Source organism: Streptomyces sp. NPDC002476, assembly GCF_042889785.1.
Classification (GTDB): domain Bacteria; phylum Actinomycetota; class Actinomycetes; order Streptomycetales; family Streptomycetaceae; genus Streptomyces.
In genome coordinates this window covers 242,448-265,420 of the sequence record NZ_JBIARH010000002.1, presented here as the reverse complement: position 1 = coordinate 265,420, position 22,973 = coordinate 242,448, and the positions used below count along the sequence as shown (strand labels likewise).

At 71.9% G+C, this 22,973-nt stretch carries 21 protein-coding genes; 12 read left to right on the top strand and 9 right to left on the bottom strand.

Annotated features, from left to right (window positions below):
* Positions 1-145 precede the first annotated feature (145 nt).
* Positions 146-1,285 carry a multicopper oxidase domain-containing protein gene (locus tag ACFYXM_RS03055; RefSeq protein WP_389286292.1) on the top strand — a complete coding sequence of 380 codons (1,140 nt, stop codon included), beginning with the start codon at positions 146-148 and terminating at the stop codon, positions 1,283-1,285.
* A gap of 32 nt (positions 1,286-1,317) precedes the next feature.
* On the opposite strand, the gene ACFYXM_RS03050 is transcribed toward ACFYXM_RS03055, so the two are convergent.
* Positions 1,318-3,585 carry a DEAD/DEAH box helicase gene (locus ACFYXM_RS03050; RefSeq protein WP_389286290.1) on the bottom strand — a complete coding sequence of 756 codons (2,268 nt, stop codon included), beginning with the start codon at positions 3,583-3,585 and terminating at the stop codon, positions 1,318-1,320.
* A 417-nt stretch (positions 3,586-4,002) separates the two neighbouring features.
* Between ACFYXM_RS03050 and ACFYXM_RS03045 the strand changes: the two genes are divergently transcribed.
* Positions 4,003-4,257: a WhiB family transcriptional regulator gene (locus ACFYXM_RS03045; RefSeq protein WP_073781403.1), complete on the top strand. Its 255-nt coding sequence runs from the start codon at positions 4,003-4,005 to the stop codon at positions 4,255-4,257.
* Between the two features lie 408 nt (positions 4,258-4,665).
* On the opposite strand, the gene ACFYXM_RS03040 is transcribed toward ACFYXM_RS03045, so the two are convergent.
* From ACFYXM_RS03040 to ACFYXM_RS03025, 4 genes are all read right to left on the bottom strand, one after another.
* Positions 4,666-5,640: an acyl-ACP desaturase gene (locus ACFYXM_RS03040; RefSeq protein ID WP_389286287.1), complete on the bottom strand. Its 975-nt coding sequence runs from the start codon at positions 5,638-5,640 to the stop codon at positions 4,666-4,668.
* A gap of 140 nt (positions 5,641-5,780) precedes the next feature.
* Positions 5,781-8,132: an ATP-binding cassette domain-containing protein gene (locus tag ACFYXM_RS03035; RefSeq protein ID WP_389286285.1), complete on the bottom strand. Its 2,352-nt coding sequence runs from the start codon at positions 8,130-8,132 to the stop codon at positions 5,781-5,783.
* Between the two features lie 175 nt (positions 8,133-8,307).
* Positions 8,308-8,499 (bottom strand): hypothetical protein, encoded by a 192-nt coding sequence (locus tag ACFYXM_RS03030; protein WP_389286283.1) that lies wholly within the window; start codon positions 8,497-8,499, stop codon positions 8,308-8,310.
* A 26-nt stretch (positions 8,500-8,525) separates the two neighbouring features.
* A complete protein-coding gene (locus tag ACFYXM_RS03025) occupies positions 8,526-9,377 on the bottom strand; it encodes a Scr1 family TA system antitoxin-like transcriptional regulator (RefSeq protein WP_389286281.1) in 852 nt (283 codons plus the stop codon).
* Positions 9,378-9,599: 222 nt separating this feature from the next.
* Here ACFYXM_RS03025 and ACFYXM_RS03020 point away from each other — a divergent pair, with 222 nt between their 5' ends.
* A complete protein-coding gene (locus tag ACFYXM_RS03020; protein WP_389286279.1) occupies positions 9,600-10,004 on the top strand; it encodes an ATP-binding protein in 405 nt (134 codons plus the stop codon).
* A 131-nt stretch (positions 10,005-10,135) separates the two neighbouring features.
* Here the strand turns inward: ACFYXM_RS03020 and ACFYXM_RS03015 are convergent, their stop codons facing one another.
* Positions 10,136-10,549 (bottom strand): SsgA family sporulation/cell division regulator, encoded by a 414-nt coding sequence (locus ACFYXM_RS03015; RefSeq protein ID WP_073781396.1) that lies wholly within the window; start codon positions 10,547-10,549, stop codon positions 10,136-10,138.
* A 184-nt stretch (positions 10,550-10,733) separates the two neighbouring features.
* On the opposite strand from ACFYXM_RS03015, the gene ACFYXM_RS03010 reads away from it, so the two are divergent.
* Positions 10,734-11,903 (top strand): WD40/YVTN/BNR-like repeat-containing protein, encoded by a 1,170-nt coding sequence (locus ACFYXM_RS03010; RefSeq protein ID WP_389286277.1) that lies wholly within the window; start codon positions 10,734-10,736, stop codon positions 11,901-11,903.
* A gap of 68 nt (positions 11,904-11,971) precedes the next feature.
* On the opposite strand, the gene ACFYXM_RS03005 is transcribed toward ACFYXM_RS03010, so the two are convergent.
* Positions 11,972-12,268 carry a YciI family protein gene (locus tag ACFYXM_RS03005; protein WP_351519968.1) on the bottom strand — a complete coding sequence of 99 codons (297 nt, stop codon included), beginning with the start codon at positions 12,266-12,268 and terminating at the stop codon, positions 11,972-11,974.
* A gap of 74 nt (positions 12,269-12,342) precedes the next feature.
* Here ACFYXM_RS03005 and ACFYXM_RS03000 point away from each other — a divergent pair, with 74 nt between their 5' ends.
* Complete coding sequence (locus tag ACFYXM_RS03000; protein ID WP_389286275.1) at positions 12,343-13,020, top strand: endonuclease V; 678 nt, start codon at positions 12,343-12,345, stop codon at positions 13,018-13,020.
* Between the two features lie 102 nt (positions 13,021-13,122).
* On the top strand, positions 13,123-13,266 hold the full coding sequence (gene mmpA / locus ACFYXM_RS02995) for a morphogenic membrane protein MmpA (protein ID WP_389286273.1): 144 nt from the start codon (positions 13,123-13,125) through the stop codon (positions 13,264-13,266).
* Between the two features lie 29 nt (positions 13,267-13,295).
* Here mmpA and ACFYXM_RS02990 read toward each other — a convergent pair whose 3' ends face one another.
* A complete protein-coding gene (locus tag ACFYXM_RS02990; RefSeq protein WP_389286271.1) occupies positions 13,296-14,318 on the bottom strand; it encodes a peptidoglycan-binding protein in 1,023 nt (340 codons plus the stop codon).
* Positions 14,319-14,575: 257 nt separating this feature from the next.
* Here ACFYXM_RS02990 and ACFYXM_RS02985 point away from each other — a divergent pair, with 257 nt between their 5' ends.
* The 6 genes from ACFYXM_RS02985 to ACFYXM_RS02960 all read left to right on the top strand — a co-directional run bounded on the left by ACFYXM_RS02985 (position 14,576) and on the right by ACFYXM_RS02960 (position 22,065).
* The gene (locus ACFYXM_RS02985) at positions 14,576-14,794 is read left to right on the top strand and encodes a hypothetical protein (RefSeq protein WP_389286269.1); all 219 of its coding nucleotides are present in this window, start codon (positions 14,576-14,578) and stop codon (positions 14,792-14,794) included.
* A 323-nt stretch (positions 14,795-15,117) separates the two neighbouring features.
* The gene (locus tag ACFYXM_RS02980) at positions 15,118-15,900 is read left to right on the top strand and encodes a peptidoglycan-binding protein (RefSeq protein ID WP_389286267.1); all 783 of its coding nucleotides are present in this window, start codon (positions 15,118-15,120) and stop codon (positions 15,898-15,900) included.
* Positions 15,901-15,944: 44 nt separating this feature from the next.
* Positions 15,945-17,096, top strand: coding sequence for a CaiB/BaiF CoA transferase family protein (locus ACFYXM_RS02975; RefSeq protein WP_389286265.1), 1,152 nt, complete (start codon positions 15,945-15,947; stop codon positions 17,094-17,096).
* Between the two features lie 84 nt (positions 17,097-17,180).
* Entirely contained in the window at positions 17,181-18,323 is a 1,143-nt protein-coding gene (locus ACFYXM_RS02970) for an acyl-CoA dehydrogenase family protein (protein WP_389286263.1), read from the top strand.
* A gap of 81 nt (positions 18,324-18,404) precedes the next feature.
* Entirely contained in the window at positions 18,405-19,619 is a 1,215-nt protein-coding gene (locus ACFYXM_RS02965) for an acetyl-CoA C-acetyltransferase (RefSeq protein WP_389286261.1), read from the top strand.
* 238 nt (positions 19,620-19,857) lie between these two features.
* Positions 19,858-22,065: a 3-hydroxyacyl-CoA dehydrogenase NAD-binding domain-containing protein gene (locus tag ACFYXM_RS02960; RefSeq protein ID WP_389286260.1), complete on the top strand. Its 2,208-nt coding sequence runs from the start codon at positions 19,858-19,860 to the stop codon at positions 22,063-22,065.
* A gap of 36 nt (positions 22,066-22,101) precedes the next feature.
* Here ACFYXM_RS02960 and ACFYXM_RS02955 read toward each other — a convergent pair whose 3' ends face one another.
* Positions 22,102-22,836, bottom strand: coding sequence for a MerR family transcriptional regulator (locus ACFYXM_RS02955; RefSeq protein ID WP_389286258.1), 735 nt, complete (start codon positions 22,834-22,836; stop codon positions 22,102-22,104).
* Positions 22,837-22,973 lie beyond the last annotated feature (137 nt).

Here is a 22,973-nt window from a genome sequence, read left to right as displayed (position 1 = left end):
ACCTCCGTTGTCTCCGCACTTTCCGCGGTTCCCCGATCAGGGCCGGTTCCGGCCCGGGCCGTTCCCCTGCGATCCGGGGCGGCCCCGCGATCCGGCCACGTTTGCACACACTCCGTAAATTCCGTAACGCAGTGGGGAGTTTGGCATGGACAGAAGGAGTTTCAACCGGAGGTTCCTGGTGGGCGGCGGGGTGGCGGCCGCAGCCGGGGCGGCATCGTTGCCCCTCGGCGCGATCGAGGCGAGCCCGGCGCACGCCGTGCCGCGGACCGCCCCGCCCGGCGGCGCCACACGCCGCCTGAGGATGTACGCGGAGAGGCTCCCGGACGGACGGATGGGGTTCGGCCTGCAAAAGGGCAGGGCCACGGTCCCCGGACCGCTCGTCGAACTCAACGAGGGCGACACCCTGCGGATCGAGCTGCACAACACCACGGACGTGCCGGTCAGCCTCCACCCGCACGGCGTGGACTACGACATCGCCAGCGACGGCACCCGGCTGAACAGAAGCATGACCGAACCGGGCGGCACCCGTACCTACATCTGGCGCACCCACGCCCCGGGCAGGCGCCGGGACGGCACCTGGTGGGAAGGCAGCGCGGGCTACTGGCACTACCACGACCACGTTGTCGGCACGGACCACGGCACCGAGGGCATCCGGAAGGGACTGTACGGCCCCCTGGTCGTCCGCCGCAGGGGCGACGTCCTGCCGGACAGGACCATCACCATCGTCTTCAACGGCACAACGGTCAACAACAGTCCGGCCCGTCAGGCCCCCGACTTCCGCGCCACGTTGGGGGAGCGGCTCGAAGTCGTGATGATCACCCACGGCGACTTCTTCCACACCTTCCACCTGCACGGACACCGCTGGGCGGACAACCGGACCGGCCTGCTCACCGGCCCGGACGACCTGAGCCGCGTCATCGACACGAGGACCGTCGGCCCGGCGGACTCCTTCGGCTTCCAGGTCATCGCGGGCGAACGGGTGGGAGCGGGGGCCTGGATGTACCACTGCCACGTGCAGAGCCACTCGGACCTGGGCATGGCCGGACTGCTGCTGGTCGCCGAGCCGGACGGCACGGTCCCGGGCTACGATCCACACGACCCGGGGCTCCACAGTACGCCCGCACCGGAGAAGACCCCGTCGGGCGCCGCTCCGGGCAAGGGCGCACCGGACACGCCCACGCCCGGCAGGACCGCCGCCCCCGGCACGCCGGACACCGGCGCGGCGGCCCCCGGTGGGCCGACCGCGGGCGGGGCCGCCCACGCCCCTGCAGCGCACGGCTCCTGACCAGGCGTCATACGGCTCCTGACCCGGCCCGGTCAGCCGGCTCCCGTCGCGGGGCCGGTGGTGTCGACGTCGGCCGTCCCGGCCGGTGAGGAGGCTTCGGCGGTGTTCGCCGGGTCGGCCGCCCGTGACGCCAGACGCCGCTGTTCCTCCTCGACGATGCGACGGGCGAGCGACCCGTCCGACACGTCCACGGCGTCCGGCGTCGTCTCGGCGATGTCGCTGCGCCGCGCGTACAGGTCGAACAGCCGCTCCTTGCGGGCCAGGATGTCCAGCATCCGCTCGTCGACGCTGTCGGTGGCGAGGAGCCGGTGCACCCGGACGGTCCGTATCTGCCCCATCCGGTGCGCGCGGGCCACCGCCTGATGCTCCATCGTCGGTTTGATCTGCGGTTCGCAGAGGATGACGACCGACGCGGCCTGGAGGTTGAGGCCCGTGCCACCGGCCTGGATCTGGCTCAGCAGGACCGCGTGGCCGTCGGCGGCGGCGAACCCGTCGACGATGTCCTGCCGCCGGGCCGCCGGGACACTTCCCGCCAGCGGTCCGAACACCTCCCCTCCCAGGGCCTGCCCGACCGTGTGGAGCACCTCGCCGAAGTACGAGAACACCACGACCTTGAGCCCGTTCTCCGCCGCCTCGGCGACCAGCTCGCGCAGCCGGTCCAGCTTCGTGGAGGTGCCGGGCCGGGCGTACGCGGCGCGGCGCATCCGCATGAACTGCCCGGCGTCCACCGCCTCGCGGTAGGCGGCGAGGTCCTCCTCGCTGAACTCCTCCCACTCGTCGACCTGCACCAGGGCGGGCAGTTCCGTGAGCACGTCCTCCTGGTTGCGTCGCAGGTAGGCGGGGGCGACGGCCCTGCGGAACGCCTGCGAGCCCGCGGCCCCGTGCGTGGTGCGGACCGAAGGGGCCAGTTCGGGCTGGAGATGGCGGACCAGGCTGCGGAACTCCTCGACCCGGTTCTCCATCGGCGTACCGGTGAGGAACAGCACCCGTTCCGTGCGTCCCGTCCAGCCGGACACGGCCCGGGAGCGGCGGGTCTCCGGATTCTTGACGTAGTGGGCCTCGTCGACCACCAGCATGCCGGGACGCACGCCGCAGTCCCGGGGATCCGGCAGGGTGTGGAGGGCGTCGAACGTGGTGACGGCGACGCCGCCGCTCTCCCGCCACTCGGCGAAGGCGCCGTGCCGCTCGGGGCCGTGCACCGGCAGGGCCCGCAGGGTGGAGCGGGCCCTGACCTCGCGCGCCCAGTTGATCAGCACGCTCGCCGGGCACACCACCAGGAAGTGCGTCTCGCCGTGCGCCGCGAGATGCGCGAGCGCGGCGATGGCCTGCACGGTCTTGCCCAGCCCCATCTCGTCACCGAGGATCACCCGCTTCTGCGCCAGCGCGAACCGGGCCCCGAACGACTGGTAGCCGCGCAGCGAGACCCGCAGATGGGCGTCGTCCAGCCTGAGACCGCGCACCCGGTCGGCGATCCCCGCCGGGATGAAACCCTCCGCCGCGTCCCGGTCGGGGCCGCTGCCCGACAGCTCGGCGATCAGGCTGTAGTACTCGGCGGACCGCAGCTCGAAGTCGACCCAGGCCGCGAGGCCCGTGTCCGCCTCCCGCAGCAGATCGGCCGACACCTGCCCGAACAGCAGGGGCAGTCCGCGCGCCGCAGTCTCGTCGACCTCGTCCCGCACCGAGACGGCGGCCGTCAACGCGCGGGCACGGGCCTCCCGTCCGCCGAGCAGCAGGCGCAGCCGCCCCCGCGTGGGCCCCGCCGCGACCGTCAGAGGCTCCAGCCGCGCGATGAGCCGCCCTGCGGCGTCCACCGCCCGACGGGCGTCGGGACCGGCCTCGACCAGCCGGTGCAACGCGGTGACCAGCGCGGTCGTGGCCTCGTCCGGGGCGTCCACGTCGATCCGCACCGCGACGGTGTCCCGTACGGCGTGGGCGATCTGGCCGGCCGCGGCCAGCGCCTGATCGGCCGTTTGCGCGCCGACGCCGGAGATCTGGCGCAGTTCGTAGCGGTTCGCCTCGTGGACCTGGCCGACGGTGGTGAAACCGGCCTGCTCCACGGCGCCGAGCCGCAACCGCCCCTCGGTGACGTCCTTCAGCCGCGAGACCGGGATGGCGGACAGTTCGCGACGGACGAGGCCGTCGAGCAGCGGGTTCAGCGCCGTGCGCACGGCGTCGACGGCGCCCGCGTGATCGGTCAGCACCGCGCGCGCCGTGACCAGCAGTCGTTCGGCCCGCTCCAGCAGTTCCCGGGCGGACCGCCCCGTGGGTGCCCCGGCCCGTGCCGGTCCGGCCTCTGTCATCTGCGTCGTTCCTCTGTCCGCGTGGCCGGGCCGCCGTCCCGCCCGGCACCTGCCCCGGCGCCTCATATCGTGCCACGCGCCGCCGACAGGGCCCCGGCCCCGGTGAGTACGAGGCGGCGAGCGGGCGGCCGCCACGGGAACGAGGGTCCGGCGGCTACGAGCCCTGGCGGGTACGAGGCTCCGGCGGGTACGCAGGCCGCGGTGCTCAGGAGGCGGGCGGGCCGCCGGGGGTGTCCCGGGCCCGGGCCGGGCTGTACCCTCCGGAGGGCGACGGCCGCCGCGTGACCGACGCGGGTGCGGCCGGAGTTCGGCCCTGGCGCCGTTCGCGAAGACCGCAAGGTCGGCCGGAAAGCACCGGCGCGCCGCATTGATGGCGCGTTGATCGGTTGTTTATCGGGGCCGGGCATTGTGGGTGCCATGCTGATCAACACCGCTTCCGACCCCGCACTCGCCTGGCAGGAGACAGCGTTGTGCGCGCAGGCGGGACCCGAATTCTTCTTTCCCGCCCCCGGCAGCTCCACCCGTGAGGCCAAGCAGCTCTGCAACGCCTGCGAGGGACGTGTGGCGTGCCTGGAGTACGCCCTGGCCAACGACGAGCGTTTCGGCGTGTGGGGCGGCCTCTCCGAGAAGGAGCGGGAACGGCTGCGCAGGAGCGAACGCAGGCGGGCCTGAGCACGCCCGGCCCCGGCTCCGGGGCGGGGCACGCTGCTCGGGCTGGTCAGCACCTACCGGGTGCCCGACCGGTACGACAGGGCCGTGGAGGTGCTGAGCGGCGACGTCGAGGAGTTCCCCGACGACGGGGCGCTGCGGACCTTCCTCGCCGTGGCCCTGTTCCACACCGGTGAGCACGACGCGTCCGCGCGCCTGTGCCGGAGCTGCTGGCCGCCGCCGGCGAGGACCCGTCCGTGCGGCAGTACCGGAGTGCGATCGAGCACTACGCGCGCGGTCCGCGCGCGACGGTGTGAGCCCGGTGCCGGGCACCGGCCCCGGCCGCCGGGGGAGACGACCGGGGCGGCACACCGTCCCCCCGGCCCGCACCCGAGGAGGCCGGGACGGACGGGCAGAAGGACCGGCCGGGGATCAGGCCTCGGCGCGCGCGGCCATCCGCGCCTTGCGGGCGGCGAGCTTCTCGTCGAACTTCGCCGCCTCGTCGTTCAGGCCGCCCATGTACAGGCCCAGTTCCTCCTGCGCCCGCAGGCCCTCGGGGCCCAGACCGTCGATCTGGAGCACCTTCAGGTAGCGCAGTACCGGCTGGAGCACGTCGTCGTGGTGGATGCGCAGGTTGTAGATCTCGCCGATCGCCATCCGCGCGGCGGCCCGTTCGAAGCCCGGCATCCCGTGGCCCGGCATCCGGAAGTCGACGACGACGTCGCGCACGGCCCGCATCGTCTCGTCCGGGGCGATCTCGAACGCGGCGGCGAGCAGGTTGCGGTAGAAGACCATGTGGAGGTTCTCGTCGGTCGCGATGCGCGCCAGCATCCGGTCGCAGACCGGGTCGCCCGACTGATGGCCCGTGTTGCGGTGCGAGACGCGGGTGGCCAGCTCCTGGAAAGCGACGTACGCCACGGAGCGCAGCATCGAATGGCGGTTGTCGGACTCGAAGCCCTCCGACATGTGCGCCATCCGGAACCGCTCCAGCTCGTCCGGGTCCACGGCCCGCGAGGTGAGCAGGTAGTCGCGCATCACGATCCCGTGCCGGCCCTCCTCGGCGGTCCAGCGGTGCACCCAGGTGCCCCAGGCGCCGTCACGGCCGAAGAGAGTGGCGATCTCGTGGTGATAGCTCGGGAGGTTGTCCTCCGTCAGCAGATTGACGACGAGGGCGGTCCTGCCGATGTCGGTCACCTTGGACTGGTCGGCCCGCCACTCCTCGCCGTCCTCGAAGACGCCCGGGAAGTTCCGCCCGTCGGAGAACGGCACGTACTCGTGCGGCATCCAGTCCTTGGCGACCTTGAGGTGGCGGTTGAGCTCCTTCTCGACCACCTCTTCCAGGGCGTACAGCAGCCGGGCGTCGGTCCACGCCTGGGAACTGCCGAGGTGGGGAGCGGTGATCGTCACGGGGACTCCTGGGGACGGGAGGTTTACCTACGGACACGTAGGTTACGAGACCGTAGGTTAAGGCGGCGGTAAGGCTGTCGCCAAACTCGCCCCCCGAAACCCCCGCGAAGTCCCTCCTCGAACCCCCTTCCGACCGCTGGTCAGGAGGCGTGCGTACCAGTCGCGTCGGCCCGTGCGGGGCCCGGGAGCGGCCCCGGACCGCGGCCCGGATCCAAGCCCAGGTCCCGGCGCAGATGGGCGGCGGTGAACGAGGTGGGGTGGTCGAGCAGTCCCGCGGGCGTTCCCCGGAAGAGGATCTCGCCCCCGCTCCGTCCGCCGTCGGGCCCGAGGTCGATCACCCAGTCCGCGCGCTTGAGCACATCCAGGTCGTGTTCCACGCAGATCACGCTGTTGCCCGCGTCCACCAGCCGGTCCAGCAGGTCGACGAGCGTGCCGGTGTCCGCCATGTGCAGTCCGGTGGTCGGCTCGTCGAGCACATACACGACGCCGGTCCGGTGCAGTCGGGTGGCGAGTTTGATGCGCTGGCGCTCGCCGCCGGAGAGCGTGCTGAGCGAACGGCCCAGTGGCAGGTACGCCAGACCGACGTCGTCGAGCGCACCCAGTCTGCGCGCCAGGACCGGGTCGTCGAAGAGGCGGGCGGCCGGTGCGGCCGTCATCTCCAGCACATCGACGATGGACGCGCCGCCGACCCGGTACCGCAGCACCTCGTCGTCGAAGCGCCGGCCCTCGCACACCGCGCAGGTGGTGGTCACCGGGTCCATGAACGCGAGATCGGTGGTGATCACACCCTTGCCCGAGCAATTCCCGCACGCCCCCGAGGAGTTGAAGCTGAACAGGCCCGGATCGACGCCGTTCTCCCGGGCGAAGATCCTGCGGATGGGGTCCAGTGCGCCGAGGTACGACGCCGGGGTCGAACGCGACGACGCGGTGATCGCGCCCTGGTCGACGACCACCGCGTCCGGGTACGCCCGCGTGAACACCTGCGAGACCAGTGTCGACTTGCCGGATCCGGCCACGCCCGTCACCACCGTCAGTACACCTCGCGGGAACGCCACGTCCACGCCCTTGAGGTTGTGCAGCCTGGCGCCGGTCACCGGCATCCATCCGGCGGGGGACCGGAACGTGTCCTTGATCCGTGCCCGGCGGCGCAGGCAGCGTCCGGTGAGCGTGTCCGCTCGGCGCAGCCTTTCCACCGGACCCTCGAAGACGACGCGTCCGCCGTCGGCGCCGGCCCGCGGGCCCATGTCCACGACGTGGTCCGCGACGGCCAGCACGTCCGGGTCGTGCTCGACGACGAGGACGGTGTTGCCCCGGTCGCGCAGCCGGACCAGGAGGTCGCACAGTCGGCCGACGTCGCGCGGGTGCAGGCCCACGCTCGGCTCGTCGAGGACGAAGGTCAGTCCGGTCAGCGAACTGCCCAGGTGCCGGACCAGCTTGAGCCGCTGCCCCTCGCCGCCGGACAGTGTGGAGGTCTCGCGGTCCAGGCTGAGGTAGCCGAGACCGATGTCCACCAGGCGCTCCAGCCGTTCGCGGGCGGCCGAGGCCACCGGGCCGGCCACCGGATCGTCGATCGCAGCCAGCACCTTCACCAGGTCGGCGACCTCCATCCGGCCGTAGTCGGCGATGGAGAGGCCGTGGATCCGGGTGGCGAGCGCCGCCGCGCTCAGCCGGGCGCCGTCGCAGGAGGCACAGACCGACTCCGTGGTGAAGCGCGCGGTGGCCGCGCGCCGCCGCTCCGAGAGCCCCTCGGTGTCCCGGTTCAGGTGGAGCCGGGTGAAGCGTTCGACGATGCCCTCGAATCGCACCTCGGCCTCGGACGACTTCACCTTCACCCGCACGGTGAACCCTCCGCCGTGCAGCAGGAGCCGCATCTCCTCCTCGGTGAAGTCGCGGAGCGGTTTGTCGTTGTCGAAGGCTCCCGACCTGGCGTACAGCTGCCACTCCCAGCCGCCCACCGAAAGTCCGGGCAGCAACAACGCGCCCTCGTTGAGCGACTTGCCGGGATCGATCGCCCGGTCGATGTCGAGTCGCACCGTGCGTCCGACGCCGTCGCACTCCGGGCACATGCCGTCCGGTTCGTTGAAGGAGTACGCGGTCGCCGGGCCCGCGCTCGGTGTTCCGTGCCGGGAGAACAGCACCCGGATCGCCGACCAGATGTCGCTCGCCGTGCCGACGGTCGAGCGGACGTTGCCGCCGATCGGCCTCTGGTCCACCACGATCGCCACGGACAGGTCGTCGATCGAGTCCACCCGGGGCCGTTCGTACTTCGGCAACCGGTTGCGGATGAACGAACCGAAGGTCGCGTTCAGTTGGCGCTGGGACTCCACGGCGATCGTGCCGAAGACGAGCGACGACTTGCCCGACCCGGAGACTCCGGTAAAAACGGTGATGCGCTCCTTGGGAATGGCGAGGGAGACTTCGCGCAGATTGTTCGCGCATGCTCCGGTGACGACGAGGTGCCGGTCCGTGTTCCGGCGGGCGGGGTGATCCATGCGGCCGAAGCTAACCGCGATACCGGACATCTTCTGTCTGGTTTCCGGGGCGATCGGCGTCGGCGTCCTCCCGTAGGCCCGGCCGGCCGCGCGGGAGGGTCGCTCAGAGCTGTCGGCGTACTCGGAGCGGTCGTGCTCGCCGCGGGGCGCCGCGCCGTGCGGGCGGGGCGGAGGGTCAGAGCAGGTGGTCCGCCGCTCCCGACTTGACCGCGGTGATCAGCGCCCGCAGTGCCTCCACGGAGTCGCTGACATGGACGTCGGTGTCCGTCGTGGAGCCGATGTACGCGCGGCCCCGGTCGTCGAGCCCGAAGCGGAAGCAGTTGGCGCCCTCGCTGCAGAAGGGATCGTCCCAGTGGATCTCGCTCATGGTTCTGTCCTCTCGACGGTGCCGGGTCAGAGGTCCCGGGCTATGGTTCGGACGAGGTCGCGTGATTCCCCGACCGGGAGCGCGAGTGCTCGCAGGCGCCCCAACAGGCCGCGATATCTTCGTAGTTGCATGTCGGAGTCCAACAGCGTCGAGCCGTGCGAGGAATCGAGTTGCACACTATCGAGCTGGGGTACCCGCGCGCCCGCGTAAGTGAACGACTGTCCCGCGCCGGGCAGTCCACCGGCGGCGAACGGGATGACCCGGACCGTGATCAGGTCCCGTTCCGACTGAGCGAGGATGTGGTCCAGTTGTGCGCGGGCCACCTTCGGGCCGCCGAACTGCATGCGCAGGGCCGCCTCGTGGATCACCGCCTCGTACGACGGGGGCCGGTCCCGGTTCAGCACATCCTGACGGCGCAGCCGCAGGGCGAGCCGGGCGTTCAGATCCGGTCCGGGCAGTGGGGGGTCGGCCATGGCGAAGAGCGCCCGTGCGTGCTCCTCGGTCTGCAGCAGGCCGGGGATGTGGGTGGTGGTCGAGGTGGTCAGCTCGGCCGCGTGGTGTTCGAGTTCGGCGATGTCGAGCAGCCCCGGGAGCAGCAGTCCGCGATGCTCCTCCCACCAGCCCCTGGCCCGTTCCCGGGCCATCTCGGCGAGCAGGTCGACCAGGGAGGTGTCGGGGCAGCCGTAGTTGAACGCCAGGGTGCGGACCCGTTCGGGGCTGATGCCGAAGCGGCCCGATTCGATGTTCGGGATGCGGGTGCGGTCGACACCCAGCAGGGCGGCGGCCTGCTGCACCGACATCCCCGACTGTTCGCGCAATTTGCGCAGTTCGGCCCCTAGGCGTTGCTGCCGCGCGGTCGGGGTGCTTCTGGGGGGCACGGTGGAAGTTCCTTTCCGGGGGAGCGGCTGAACGAAATGACTGGAACCGGGCAAGTGGTAGCACCGTGCTCCAGTGTGCGCTACCGTCAGTAGCGCAAGTCTCACACGGGGCAACTGACCCCGGTTGTGATCGTCAGCACAATTACTGGAAATGTGAGCATCTTGATGAAGGGCGCATTGCGTTGCCTCCCGGCTCCCGTCCCGGTCGGACCTCGACCGCCGATGGTGGACAACCTCAGTTACTCGTTCGCATTGCCGGGTGGCGCGTTCTGCGCCGGCGTCGCACGCGGAGCCGTGGGCGAACTCCTCGAACGGCACGGCCTCGCGGAACTCCGTGAGACGGCCGTGCTCGCCGCCTCCGAGCTGGTCGCTGCCGCCTGCCGGTTCACCCCGGACCGGGAGATGCTGCTGCGGGTCCACTGGCAGTTCGACGCGCTGCGCGTGATCCTCTACGACCGGCATCCGCCCCACGGCTCGGTCGAGAAGTCCGAGAAGTGCCGCAAGCGCCGCAGCGAGAGCATGTGGTTGCTGGCGGCGGCGGTCGACTCGCACGGAGGGGACTGGGGGCTCGCTCCCGCGCTGGCCCCTTCCGGCGGCTGCAAGACGTGGGCGTTACTCCAACGCTGACGGCCCGTCGACCGCCCCCGCTCCCGCCGCCAGGATCCGGTCCGGACTCCGAGGGCCGACGGGACCATGCGCGACGGGACGGCCGGGCGACGCGGTGGAACGAGGCTCCCGGGCGACGAGGGACGAACCGGTCAGGTTCCGTCGAACAGATCGGTCAGGTCCCGGTCGAGGTCCAGGAAGCGGTGCTCGTCGCCGGCCGGTACCAGCTCCTGCGCGCGTTCGAGGAACAGGCGCAGCTCCGCGGTGCGGACGTGGACCATCGCGATCCCCTCGACGGCGTGGAACTCCAGCACCGTGCGGTCGTATCCGTACGGCCTGATGCGCACGTCCCCGAGTCCGGCGGCCCCGTCCATCCCCGCGGCGAGCAACTCCCGGGAGAACTCCCAGGAGACGTCGGCGCCCTCCAGGGTCGCCTTCGCCGGGAACGCCATGCTCACGGCGAACGGATCTCTCCGGTCGTACCGCAGAGTGGCCGGAAGGGTCTCCATCCGCGGAGCGGAAGCGACCATGCGGGCCTGCACGGACTGCTCGATGACGGTGGACAAGACCTTGCTCCCTTTCCCGGCCAGATGAACGGTTCCCGGCACAGACAGAGACGGCGGATCACATGACCGCGTGCACGGAACGGCGGGGTGAGTTGTGTCACTGGGCGCCGGGCGCCGGTCGGGTATCCGATTCGCGGCTCGGCACCCTGGACGGGGCGCGGCCCGTGGGTTAGCTTCCGGCGCCATGAGAGCCGAGGGAACGACGAGACGACTGATGTCATGGGGGCTGTGCGTGGCGGCGCTGGCCGCCGCCCTGGCCGCACCGGAGGCAGCCGCCGCACCGGAGACGGCCGAACGGAGCGCCGGGGTCGTGCGGGGAACCGAGGCCGCGCCGGATCCCGGGGCATCGCCCGGGGAGCGTCACCGGCCCGGCGAACGGCCCGTCTGGACGCTCACCGCCACCGGAACCGAAGCCCGCTTCCGCGGTCTCGCCGCCGTGAGCCGGCGTACCGCCTGGGTCGCCGGATCCCGGGGGACGGCGCTGCGGACCACCGACGGCGGGCGCCACTGGCACGACGTGTCACCGCCCGGCGCGGCGGGGGAGGGCCTGGAGTTCCGCGACATCGAGGCGTTCGACGCCCGGCGCGCGGTGGCTCTGTCCATCGGGGAGGGAGAGGCGTCCAGGGTGCTGCGCACGGACGACGGGGGAGCGACCTGGACGGAGTCGTTCCGCAACACCGACGCCCGCGCCTTCTACGACTGCCTCACCTTCTTCGACAGCCGGCACGGACTGGCGATGAGTGATCCCGTCGACGGGAAGTACCGCATCCTGTCGACCGAGGACGGCGGCCGGAACTGGCGGGTGCTGCCCACCGAGGGCATGCCTCGGGCCCAGGAGGGCGAAGCGGCGTTCGCCGCCAGTGGCCAGTGCCTGGTCGCGTCCGGTCCCAAGGACGTCTGGCTGGCGACCGGGGGCGCCGCCACCGCGCGCGTGCTGCATTCCGCCGACCGGGGCCGGACCTGGACCGCGACCGGGGCGACGATCCCGGCGGGCGATCCCGCGCGCGGCGTGTTCGGGCTGGGGTTCCGGGACCGCCACCACGGCATCGCGGTCGGCGGCGACTACCGCGCGGGACAGCCGTCGCCCGACGCCGCGGCCGTGACCGGTGACGGGGGCCGCAGCTGGCGGAGATCCGTCCTGCCCCCGGCGGAATACCGCTCGGGTGTCGCCTGGCTGCCGCACAGCAGATCGCGCGCCCTGGCGGTCGGGCCGACCGGAACCGATCTCACCCGGGACGGCGGACGCACCTGGCGCACGGTCGACACGGGGGCGTACGACACCGTCGACTGCACACCGGACGGCGGCTGTTGGGCCGCGGGCGTGCAAGGCCGCGTGGCGCGCTCGGGGGTGTAGGCCCCGTCCTCGCGCCGCCGCCCGCCACCCTCCGCGCGGGTGTCCGGGATCCGGCGGGCGGTTCTCTGCTACGGGAGCTCCTGCCGGTACGGGGCGAGTTCCTCCGAGGTCTTCGTCGCGATGAACTCGGTGATCCGGTACGCGCACACGTCCCCCGCCACGAACGGGTCCTCCGCAGCGATCTCCTCGATCCGGGCGACGTCGTCCCCGACCGCCAGGATCACACCGCCGTCGCGCGGGTTCTTGCGTCCCGAGGCGATGAACACCCCGGCCGCGTACTGCCGCTCCAGCCAGGCGACGTGGTCCGCCAGCAGCGCGTCCACGCGTTCCAGCGGGGCGGTGTAGGTCAATTCGAGTATGAACATGATCGCCAGGCTACGGGACGGTCGCCGACGGGGCCCCGGCCGTGCGCCGGGCGGCTCGTACACTCGACAGCACCATGACAATGTTCCCGACACCCGTCGACGAGACCGAGGCCCGAGCCGTCCAGGACGCACTCCGCGCCCGGGTGGTGCTCGACGAACCCGGACCCCGGCCCGGGACCGGCCGTGTCACCGGAGTCGACGTCGCCTATGACGACGAGCGCGATGTCGTCGTGGCGGCGGCGGTGGTGCTCGACGGCGCGACGCTCGACGTGGTCGCCGAGACCACCGCCGTCGGCCGGGTCGCCTTCCCGTACGTCCCCGGGCTCCTGGCCTTCCGCGAGATCCCGACCGTGCTTGCCGCACTGGAATCGCTGACCGTCGATCCAGGGCTCGTGATCTGCGACGGGTACGGCCTGGCCCACCCGCGCCGCTTCGGTCTCGCCAGCCACCTCGGCGTGCTCACCGGACTCCCCGTGATCGGTGTCGCCAAGAACCCGTTCACCTTCACGTACGAGCAGCCCGGGCCCCGCCGGGGCGACTGGTCGCCGCTCCTCGACGGAGAGGAGGAGGTGGGCCGGGCGCTGCGCACCCAGGACGGCGTCAAACCGGTCTTCGTCTCGGTCGGACACCGCACCGGCCTGGACAACGCCTGCGCCCACACCCTGCTCCTCGCCCGTGACTTCCGCCAGCCGGAGACCACGCGCCGTGCCGACGCGCTGTGCCGTCGGGCGCTGCGGGAGGCGATTTCCTGACGCGTCGCCATATGGCTGGGGTGGCACACCGATCGCGCGTGGACACCGGTTGAGTACGCGTACGGATGTCGCCCGGCGATCATGACGGGCAGACTGGTACGCATGACCGAACATCGAACGTCTGCGCGACCAGGAACCGTGTACCTCGCCCAGCGCCGGGTCGCGGTGGGCATGACCCTCGGGATCGTCGCGGGGGTGGTCTGGGCCGTCTCGATGATCTGCACGCTGGTGGCCTGGGCGCTGTGACCCGGACGCGTCCACCCTTTCCGACGCGGCTACTTGTGCAGATCCGGGCCTTGGGTGTTGAGCAGGGCACGCCAGGTGACCTCGTCGCCGACGCCCGTCACGGGCAGATTCCGGGATGCCTGGAACTCCTTGAGCGACCGCATCGTCGACGGGGTGTACGTGCCGGTGCTGTCGGTCGCCACCCCCGCCTGATGGAGCAGGTACTGCACCGCCATGACGGCCTCGGGCTCCCGCGTGCGGGAATCGACCGTGGTGATCAGCAGCGGCCAGGTGTCCTTCCCGACCTTGCCGTCCGCCGTCAGGGCGTGGGCTGTCTGGAACCTCTTGACCGCCTCCGCGGTGGCCGGCCCGTAGTCGGCGTCGACCTTCACGTCGTAGCCGTGCGCCCGTAGCAGCAACTGCACCGTACGGGCCTTCCACAGCACGTTCCCCCTGCGCGCCAGCGGCCAGTCCGTGCCCTCCGACGGCTGATCGGACACCTCCGCGACCGCCTTGGCGTCGCCGCTTTCCGCCGTCGGCCCCGGCCACCACGCGGTCCAGCCGACGACCAGCAGCAGCAGGAGTGCCAAGGCCGCCGCGACCGTCCACGCGACGCGGGAGCGGCCCCACCGGCCGGTCCCCGTACCGTGCCCGGGGGCCGGTGGGGTGCCCGGACCGTCGGACGCGGGCTCCGCGTCGTTCCTCGTCGCCGGTGTGTCCCCGCCCTCGCCGGAGGTCGCCGGGGCGGGCCGGTTCCCGGCCCTCGAACGCCTCCTCGGCGACGCGGATCCGGCCGCGGCTTCGGCCAGGGCACGGGCCCGGACCAGTTCGTCGGCGGGTGCCCCCAGCGCCGTGTGCAACTGCTCGACGATCCGGCACGGGGCGTTGGAGGCGTGTGCGGGATTCAGATACCGCGACAGGGTGGTCTGGTCGATCCCCAGCCGCTTGGCGAGCGACTGCTGGGTGGGCTTCTCGCGGCCGCCGCGCGCGGAGGACTCCCACCAACTCCTCAGTAACTCCGCGAGATCCCGCCCCGGATGTTCGTCGTCGTTCGTCACGGTGCTGTCCGTCATCGGCACTTCCCGACTCTCTGTGTGCATAACCGCAGTTCAGCGGCGTGCATGGTGGCTCTGCACAGCCGCATCGATTCGCGGGACGCAGATCGTAGTGAAACCCCCCGGCGGTGCTGCACAGTTGAGGAGCGGCCGGCCCGGCGGGCGCCGCGACCCCACCCCGTCATCGGGCCCTCGAAGGGCCGCTCCCACCTGTGCGTTCGTGGTCGGCGGCGGTGCCCGAGGGCTTCTCATCCGACGAACACGAAGGTCTGAATATGCCTCAGTCATCACCCGTTCGAGTGCGTCTCGCGCTGACCGGAACCCTGGCGGGAGCGGCTCTCGTCGCGCTGGGGGTGATCAACCCGGCCGTGGGCGCCGCACCGCCGTCCGCCTATCCGGTCGACGGGGTGGACACCAGTCACCACAACCACGAGCCGAAGGGGCGGGACGGCGGAGGCGATCCGCCAACCCTCGGTGCACATGGCGGTACTTGACGTCTCGCCATCTCCCTGGACCGCAGTGTTCGCGCCGCCGTCCACCCATGCGGCGCAACAGGCTCGTCCACCCGCACGACATCCGTCTCCGGCCCTCCCGGGCCACCTGACAACTTAGAGGTCTCGCGGACAGGTGGGTCGGCGTTGCGTGGCGATGGGCGGCGCCCGGCGGCGTTGTCGTCGGTCGACGACTCCCCCATGGCCCGAAAGGCATGGGAGGGGCCCCCTTCGCGTCACCTCCCTTCTCCGCCTTGCCGGGCTTGCCCCTCGCCCCGCTCCTTCCTCCGCCCCACCTATGCGCGCGACCTCTTACGGAGTGACCCATGGACGCACCGTCCACCCGCACCCGTCGCACCGCCGTCCGGCTCGCCGCCGGCCTCGCGGCCCTGGCCGTCCTCACCGGACCGGCCGCCTCCCTCGCCACCGCGGGCGACCGCCCGGCGGCGGCCCCGGGCGGCGTCGGAGCAACGGCCGCGCAGTCGGCCGCAGCCGACTGGCCGACCCTGAAGGCCGGGAGCAAGGGCGCGGGCGTGACCGCGCTCCAGTACCTGCTCACCTTCCGGGGTCAGGCCGTGGCCGTCGACGCGAGCTTCGGACCGGCCACCACGACCAAGGTGAAGGCCTTCCGGAAGGCGCAGCGGCTCACCGCGGACGGCCGGGCGACCCCGGGCACGGCCGGCATGTGCACTGCGCCTGGTCCTAAGGGCTGTCCCGTAATCCGTGGTGGACCAGCGCGCGGCGTCGGATGCGGTGCATCGCAAGGCGGAGGGGCGTCCGCATGCTGGACATATGCGGATGTTCCGCCAGCGCGGCGAGGTGCCGCAGCCGTCGTCGCGCGCCCGCCGGGGATTACGGGACAGCCCTTGGGCAGTTTCTTCGAGGGCACGGCCCAGGAGGAAGCCCGGTCCCGCCGGGGCGGAGGCCGGGCCCACTGGGAGCGAACGGTGTCCGGCAGCCCGCCGCGGGGCTGCCGGACACCGGCATGTTGCCGGGGTGGCGTGGCCGTGGCGATGTGCGGCCGGGCGGTGTCCATGGGGGAGGATCCCGGGGGAGGACCAAGCGCTTGCCCGGCCGAAGGGCTTGTGCGCGCGGCGGTGCGTTCTTAGCATCATCGCTGTTACATCAGTTGTGTCATACCGCTGGGGGCCCGATGGCGACAACCGGGTACGGATCACACGGCCCATTGACGGGCGTGCGCGTCCTGGAGCTCGCGGGCATCGGGCCCGGGCCGTTCGCCGCGATGCTCCTGGCCGATCTGGGGGCCGACGTCGTCCGCGTGGACCGGCCCGGCGGCCCGGGGCTCGGCATCGACCCCGCGTACGACCTGACCAACCGCAACAAGCGGTCCGTCGTCGTCGATCTCAAGGCCCCGGACGGGCCCGGGACGGTGCTCGACCTGGCCGCGCGCGCCGACATCCTGATCGAGGGATACCGGCCGGGTGTCGCCGAACGCCTCGGGGTCGGCCCGGACGCCGCGTTCGCCCGCAATCCGAAACTCGTCTACGGACGGATGACGGGCTGGGGGCAGGAGGGGCCGCTCGCCGAACGGGCCGGGCACGACATCGCCTACATCGCCCTCACCGGCACCCTCTCCGTGATCGGCAAGCCCGGCGAGCCGCCCGCCGTCCCGGCCAACCTGGTCGGCGACTACGCGGGCGGCTCGCTCTATCTCGTCGTCGGCGTCCTCGCCGCGCTCCAGCACGCCCGTACCCCCGGCGGCCGGGGCCAGGTCGTGGACGCGGCGATCGTGGACGGCGCCGCCCACCTCGCCACGATGATCCACGGCATGCTGGCGGCGGGCGGCTGGCAGGACCGGCGCGGCTCCAACCTTCTGGACGGCGGCTGCCCCTTCTACGGCACGTACGAGACCGCCGATGGCGAGTACATGGCGGTCGGCCCCCTGGAGCAGGGGTTCTACGACGAGTTCAGCACGCTGCTCGGCATCGACGGTGAGGCCCCGGACCGGTCGGACGTGACGCGCTGGGACGAACTGAGGGCCCTCGTCGCCGATCGGTTCCGGGCCCGCACCCGCGCGGAATGGACCGAGGTGTTCGCGGGCAGCGACGCCTGCGTCGCGCCTGTCCTCTCGCTCCGCGAGGCCCCGCACCACCCGCACCTGGCGGCCCGCTCCACCTTCGTCGAGCACGAGGGCCTCACCCAGCCGGCCCCCGCGCCCCGCTTCTCCGCCACCCCCGTCACCGTACGCCGCGGGCCCGCGCGGCCCGGCTCGGACACCGAGGCCGTCGCCGCCGACTGGGACGTCCCCGGGCTCGGCGGGGCCGGGGGCGCGCCCCCGGCCTGACGGGACCGACCACACCCCGGCCCAGGCGGAGCCGGACGGCCCGGCCGAACCACGACGACCACCACCGGCCCCAGGAGGCCCGCAGTGCAGCGGCAGATCTTCACCGAAGAGCACGACGCGTTCCGCGAGACCGTCCGCACCTTCCTCGACAAGGAGGTGCTCCCGCACTACGAGCAGTGGGAGAAGGACGGCATCGTCTCCCGCGAGGCGTGGCGGGCGGCCGGACGGCAGGGGCTGCTCGGCCTCGCCGTGCCCGAGGAGTACGGCGGCGGCGGCACCACCGACTACCGCTACAGCGCCGTCCTCGCCGAGGAGTTCACCCGGGCCGGCGCCCCCGGCCTCGCCCTCGGACTGCACAACGACATCGTCGGCCCCTACCTCACCGGCCTCGCCACCGACGAACAGAAGCGACGCTGGCTGCCCGGCTTCTGCAGCGGCGAGACCGTCACCGCCATCGCCATGACCGAACCCGGGGCGGGCTCCGACCTCCAGGGCATCCGCACCACCGCCGAGGACCAGGGCGACCACTGGCTGCTCAACGGATCGAAGACGTTCATCTCCAACGGCATCCTCGCCGACCTCGTGGTCGTCGTCGCGAAGACCACCCCCGAAGGCGGTGCGAAGGGCCTCTCGCTGATCGTCGTCGAGCGCGGCGCCGAGGGCTTCGAACGGGGCCGCAACCTCGACAAGATCGGGCAGAAGTCCCAGGACACCGCCGAACTCTTCTTCAACGACGTCCGCGTCCCCAAGGAGAACCTGCTCGGTGAACGCGACGGCGCGTTCATCCGCCTGATGACCAACTTGCCCCAGGAGCGGCTGGGCATAGCGGTCGCCGGGATCGCCGCCGCCGAACATCTGCTGGAGATCACGACCCGGTACGTCAAGGAGCGCGAGGCGTTCGGACGGCCGCTCTCCAAGCTCCAGCACATCCGGTTCGAGATCGCCGAGATGGCCACCGAATGCGCGGTCACGCGCACCTTCGTCGACCGGTGCATCGTCGACCACTCCGACGGCGGACTCGACGCCGTGCACGCCTCGATGGCCAAGTGGTGGGCCACCGAACTCCAGAAGCGCGTCGCCGACCGCTGCCTCCAACTCCACGGCGGATACGGCTACATGGCCGAGTATCCGGTCGCCAGGGCGTTCACCGACGGCCGCATCCAGACCATCTACGGCGGCACCACCGAGATCATGAAGGAGATCATCGGCCGGTCGCTGCTCGCCTGATCCGCCCCGTCCGACCTCCCCGACGGCCTCCCGGCCGCCCCTCGGTCCCCGCCGACCGACCACCCTCGAAAGGCTGCTGACTTGAGCACCGAAGCGTACATCTACGACGCGATCCGCACGCCGCGCGGCCGCGGCAAGGCCAATGGAGCCCTGCACGGCACGAAGCCGATCGACCTCGTCGTCGGCCTCATCCACGAGATCCGCGCCCGCTTCCCCGGCCTGGATCCGGCGGCCGTCGACGACATCGTCCTCGGCGTGGTCAGCCCGCTCGGCGACCAGGGCTCCGACATCGCTCGCATCGCCGCCGTCGCCGCCGGACTCCCGGACACCGTCGCGGGCGTCCAGGAGAACCGGTTCTGCGCTTCGGGCCTGGAAGCCGTCAACCTGGCCGCCGCCAAGGTCCGCTCCGGCTGGGAGGACCTCGTCCTCGCGGGCGGTGTCGAGTCGATGTCCCGCGTCCCGATGGGCTCCGACGGCGGCGCCTGGGCCATGGACCCGATGACCAGCTTCCAGACCGGCTTCGCCCCGCAGGGCATCGGAGCCGACCTCATCGCCACCATCGAGGGCTTCTCCCGGCGCGACGTCGACGAGTTCGCCGCGCTCTCCCAGGAACGCGCCGCCGAGGCGTGGAAGGAGGGCCGGTTCGCGCGCTCCGTCGTCCCCGTCAAGGACCGCAACGGTCTCGTCGTCCTCGACCACGACGAGCACATGCGGCCCGGCACCACCGCCGACACGCTCGCCGGCCTCAAGCCGTCCTTCGCAGCGATCGGCGAGGCGGGAGGCTTCGACGCGGTCGCGCTGCAGAAGTACCACTGGGTCGAGAAGATCGACCACGTCCACCACGCGGGCAACTCCTCCGGCATCGTCGACGGCGCCGCGCTCGTCGCGATCGGCAACGAGGAGGTCGGCGAACGGTACGGGCTCACGCCACGCGCCCGGATCGTCTCCGCCGCCGTCTCCGGCTCCGAACCCACCATCATGCTGACCGGTCCCGCGCCCGCAACCCGCAAGGCCCTCGCCAAGGCCGGACTCACCATCGACGACATCGACCTCGTCGAGATCAACGAGGCGTTCGCAGGTGTCGTCCTGCGCTTCGCCCGGGACATGGACCTCTCCCTCGACCGGATCAATGTCAACGGCGGGGCCATCGCGATGGGCCACCCGCTCGGCGCCACCGGCGCGATGATCCTCGGCACCCTCATCGACGAACTGGAGCGCCGCGACCAGCGGTACGGGCTCGCCACCCTGTGCGTCGGCGGCGGCATGGGCATCGCCACCGTCGTCGAACGTCTCTGACCGTCCCCGGCCACCCGTGAGGGGCCGGCAGTGGGTGGCGTGGCGTCGCGGGGTCGGGGCGCGCGTCTCACGGCGTCGTCGTCCCTCACCGTGTTCCCCGGGCTCTCGGCTTCGCACGAGCAGGGGAGGCCCCCATTCGCCATGGATCGGTCCTCCGCCATGCGATCCACGCACCCCGACCCCGTTCCTTCGCCCACGCCGTCCACTGCCGCCCCCTCTCTTACGGAGAAGAACCGCAATGACCGAGAGCACGACCATCCGCTGGGAACAGGACGAGACCGGCGTCGTCACCCTGGTGCTGGACGACCCCGACCAGTCGGCCAACACGATGAACCAGGCGTTCAAGGACTCCATCGCCGCCGTCGCGGACCGCGCCGAGGCCGAGAAGGACTCCATCCGCGGCATCATCTACACCTCCGCGAAGAAGACCTTCTTCGCGGGCGGCGACCTCAAGGACATGATCAAGGTCCGTCCCGAGGACGCCCAGCGGGCGTTCGACACCGGCACCGCCATCAAGAACGCGCTGCGCCGCATCGAGACCCTCGGCAAGCCCGTCGTCGCCGCCATCAACGGCGCGGCCCTCGGCGGCGGCTACGAGATCGCGCTCGCCGCCCACCACCGCGTCGCCCTCGACGCCCCCGGCTCCCGGATCGGCCTGCCCGAGGTCACCCTCGGCCTGCTGCCCGCGGGCGGCGGAGTCACCCGCACCGTACGCCTCATGGGCATCACCGACGCGCTGCTGAAGGTCCTTCTCCAGGGCACCCAGTACACCCCGCGGCGCGCCCTGGAGAACGGTCTCGTCCACGAGGTCGCCACCACCCGCGAGGAGATGCTCGACAAGGCCCGCGCCTTCATCGACGCCCATCCCGAGTCCCAGCAGCCCTGGGACGTCAAGGGGTACAGGATCCCCGGCGGCACCCCGTCGCACCCGAAGTTCGCCGCGAACCTCCCCGCCTTCCCGGCCAACCTGAAGAAGCAGCTCGCGGGCGCCCCGATGCCCGCGCCCCGCAACATCCTGGCCGCCGCGGTCGAGGGCTCGCAGGTCGACTTCGAGACCGCGCTGACCATCGAGGCCCGCTACTTCACCGAACTGGTCACCGGCCAGGTCGCCAAGAACATGATCCAGGCGTTCTTCTTCGACCTCCAGGCCGTCAACTCCGGCGCCAGCCGCCCCAAGGACGTCGAGGAACGAAAGGTCCGCAGGGTCGCCGTCCTCGGCGCCGGGATGATGGGCGCCGGCATCGCCTACTCCTGCGCCCGCGCAGGCATCGACGTCGTCCTCAAGGACGTCTCCGCCGAGGCCGCAGCCAGGGGCAAGGCCTACAGCGAGAAGCTCCTCGACAAGGCGCTCTCCCGGGGCCGCACCACCGGGGCGAAGCGCGACGAGCTGCTGGCCCGCATCACCCCGACCGCCGACCCGGCCGACCTGGCGGGCTGCGACGCCGTCATCGAGGCCGTCTTCGAGGACACCGCGCTCAAGCACCGGGTGTTCCAGGAGATCCAGGACGTCGTCGCGCCGGACGCCCTGCTCTGCTCCAACACCTCGACCCTGCCCATCACCGTCCTCGCCGAGGGCGTCGAGCGCCCCGCCGACTTCGTCGGGCTGCACTTCTTCTCGCCCGTGGACAAGATGCCGCTGGTCGAGATCATCAAGGGCGGGAAGACCGGCGACGAGGCCCTGGCCCGCGCCTTCGACCTGGTCCGGCAGATCAGGAAGACCCCGATCGTCGTCAACGACTCCCGCGGCTTCTTCACCTCGCGCGTCATCGGACAGTTCATCAACGAGGGCGTCGCCATGGTCGGCGAGGGCGTCGAACCGGCGTCGATCGAGCAGGCCGCCGCGCAGTCCGGCTACCCGGCGAAGGTCCTGTCCCTGATGGACGAGCTGACCCTCACCCTGCCCCGCAGGATCCGTGACGAGACGAGGCGGGCTGTCGAGGAGGCCGGTGGCACCTGGGACGCGCACCCGGCGGACACTGTGATCGACCGCATGGTCGACGAGTTCGGCCGCCCCGGACGCAGCGGCGGCGCGGGCTTCTACGAGTACGACGAGAACGGCGGGCGCGTCCGCCTGTGGCCCGGACTGCGGGAGCACTTCGGCCGCTCCGAGGACCCGGCCGCGGGCGGGTCCGACGCCTGTCCCGGCACCGACGTCCCCTTCGTCGACATGAAGGAGCGCATGCTGTTCTCCGAGGCGCTGGACAGCGTCCGCTGCCTGGAGGAGAACGTCCTCACCTCCGTCGCCGACGCCAACATCGGCTCCGTCATGGGCATCGGATTCCCGCCGTGGACCGGTGGCGTGCTCCAGTACATCAACGGGTACGCGGGCGGCCTGCCCGGCTTCGTGGCCCGCGCCCGGGAACTCGCCGAACGGTACGGCGAGCGCTTCCTGCCGCCCGCGCTGCTCGTGGAGAAGGCCGAGAGGGGCGAGACCTTCCGCGACTGACCCGCCGCGGCGGGACCCCGCCCCCGCGGGCCGCGTTCACTCCGCCGTGAACGCGGCCCGCAGCTCCTCCTTCAACGACCGCTGGAACGCCGTCACCAGCGCCTGGATCACCATCGGCTGCATATGGGCGGACAGCGACTTCATCGCCGCCACGTGCCCCGGATCCGACTCCCGCTCCCGGTACGGGCCCCACACCTCGTCCCGGAACAGCCGCGTCAGCTCCTGCGCGGCGGACCGGGAGTGCTCCAGCAGCACCGTCCGCGCGGCCAGGATCGTCTCGTGCGCGATCGGCATCCCGAGCAGTTCGACCCCGAGCCTCAGCAGCCCCGGGTCCACCCGGTAGCCGTCGTCGACCGGCTCCGCACGCTCCAGCACCCCCATCGCCGCCAGCCGCGCGATGTCCTGCTCGCTCAGCGCCCGGCCCGCCCGGCGCTCCAGCTCCGCGCGCGTCGCGTCCTCCGCCGAGTCCGGCGCCCAGGACGCCACCAGAGCGCGGTGGATCGCCAGGTCCTGGGCGCTGAGGTCGGGCGGCAGCTGTTCCAGGTAGCGCTCGATCGCGGCCAGCGTCATGCCCTGGTGCTGGAGCTCCTCGATGAGCGCGAGCCGGGACAGATGCTCGGCCCCGTAGTGCCCGACCCGGCGCGGCCCGATCACCGGGGGCGGCAACAGCCCCCGAGTGCTGTAGAAACGTACGGTGCGCACGGTGACACCGGCGCGGGCCGCCAGCTCGTCGACGGTGAGCGCTGTCGGATCCTCGGTCCCGGTCGCCATGTCTGCTCCTCGCACTCCGGCCCGGCGGTGAACGGCCGAACCCGCCCGCAACGGTTCAACAGTATTGCTGTCTCACCACACTTGTGAAAGTGCCCGGTGGCCGTGTGGCGGGTGATGCGCGGGCCCGCTGCGCTCCC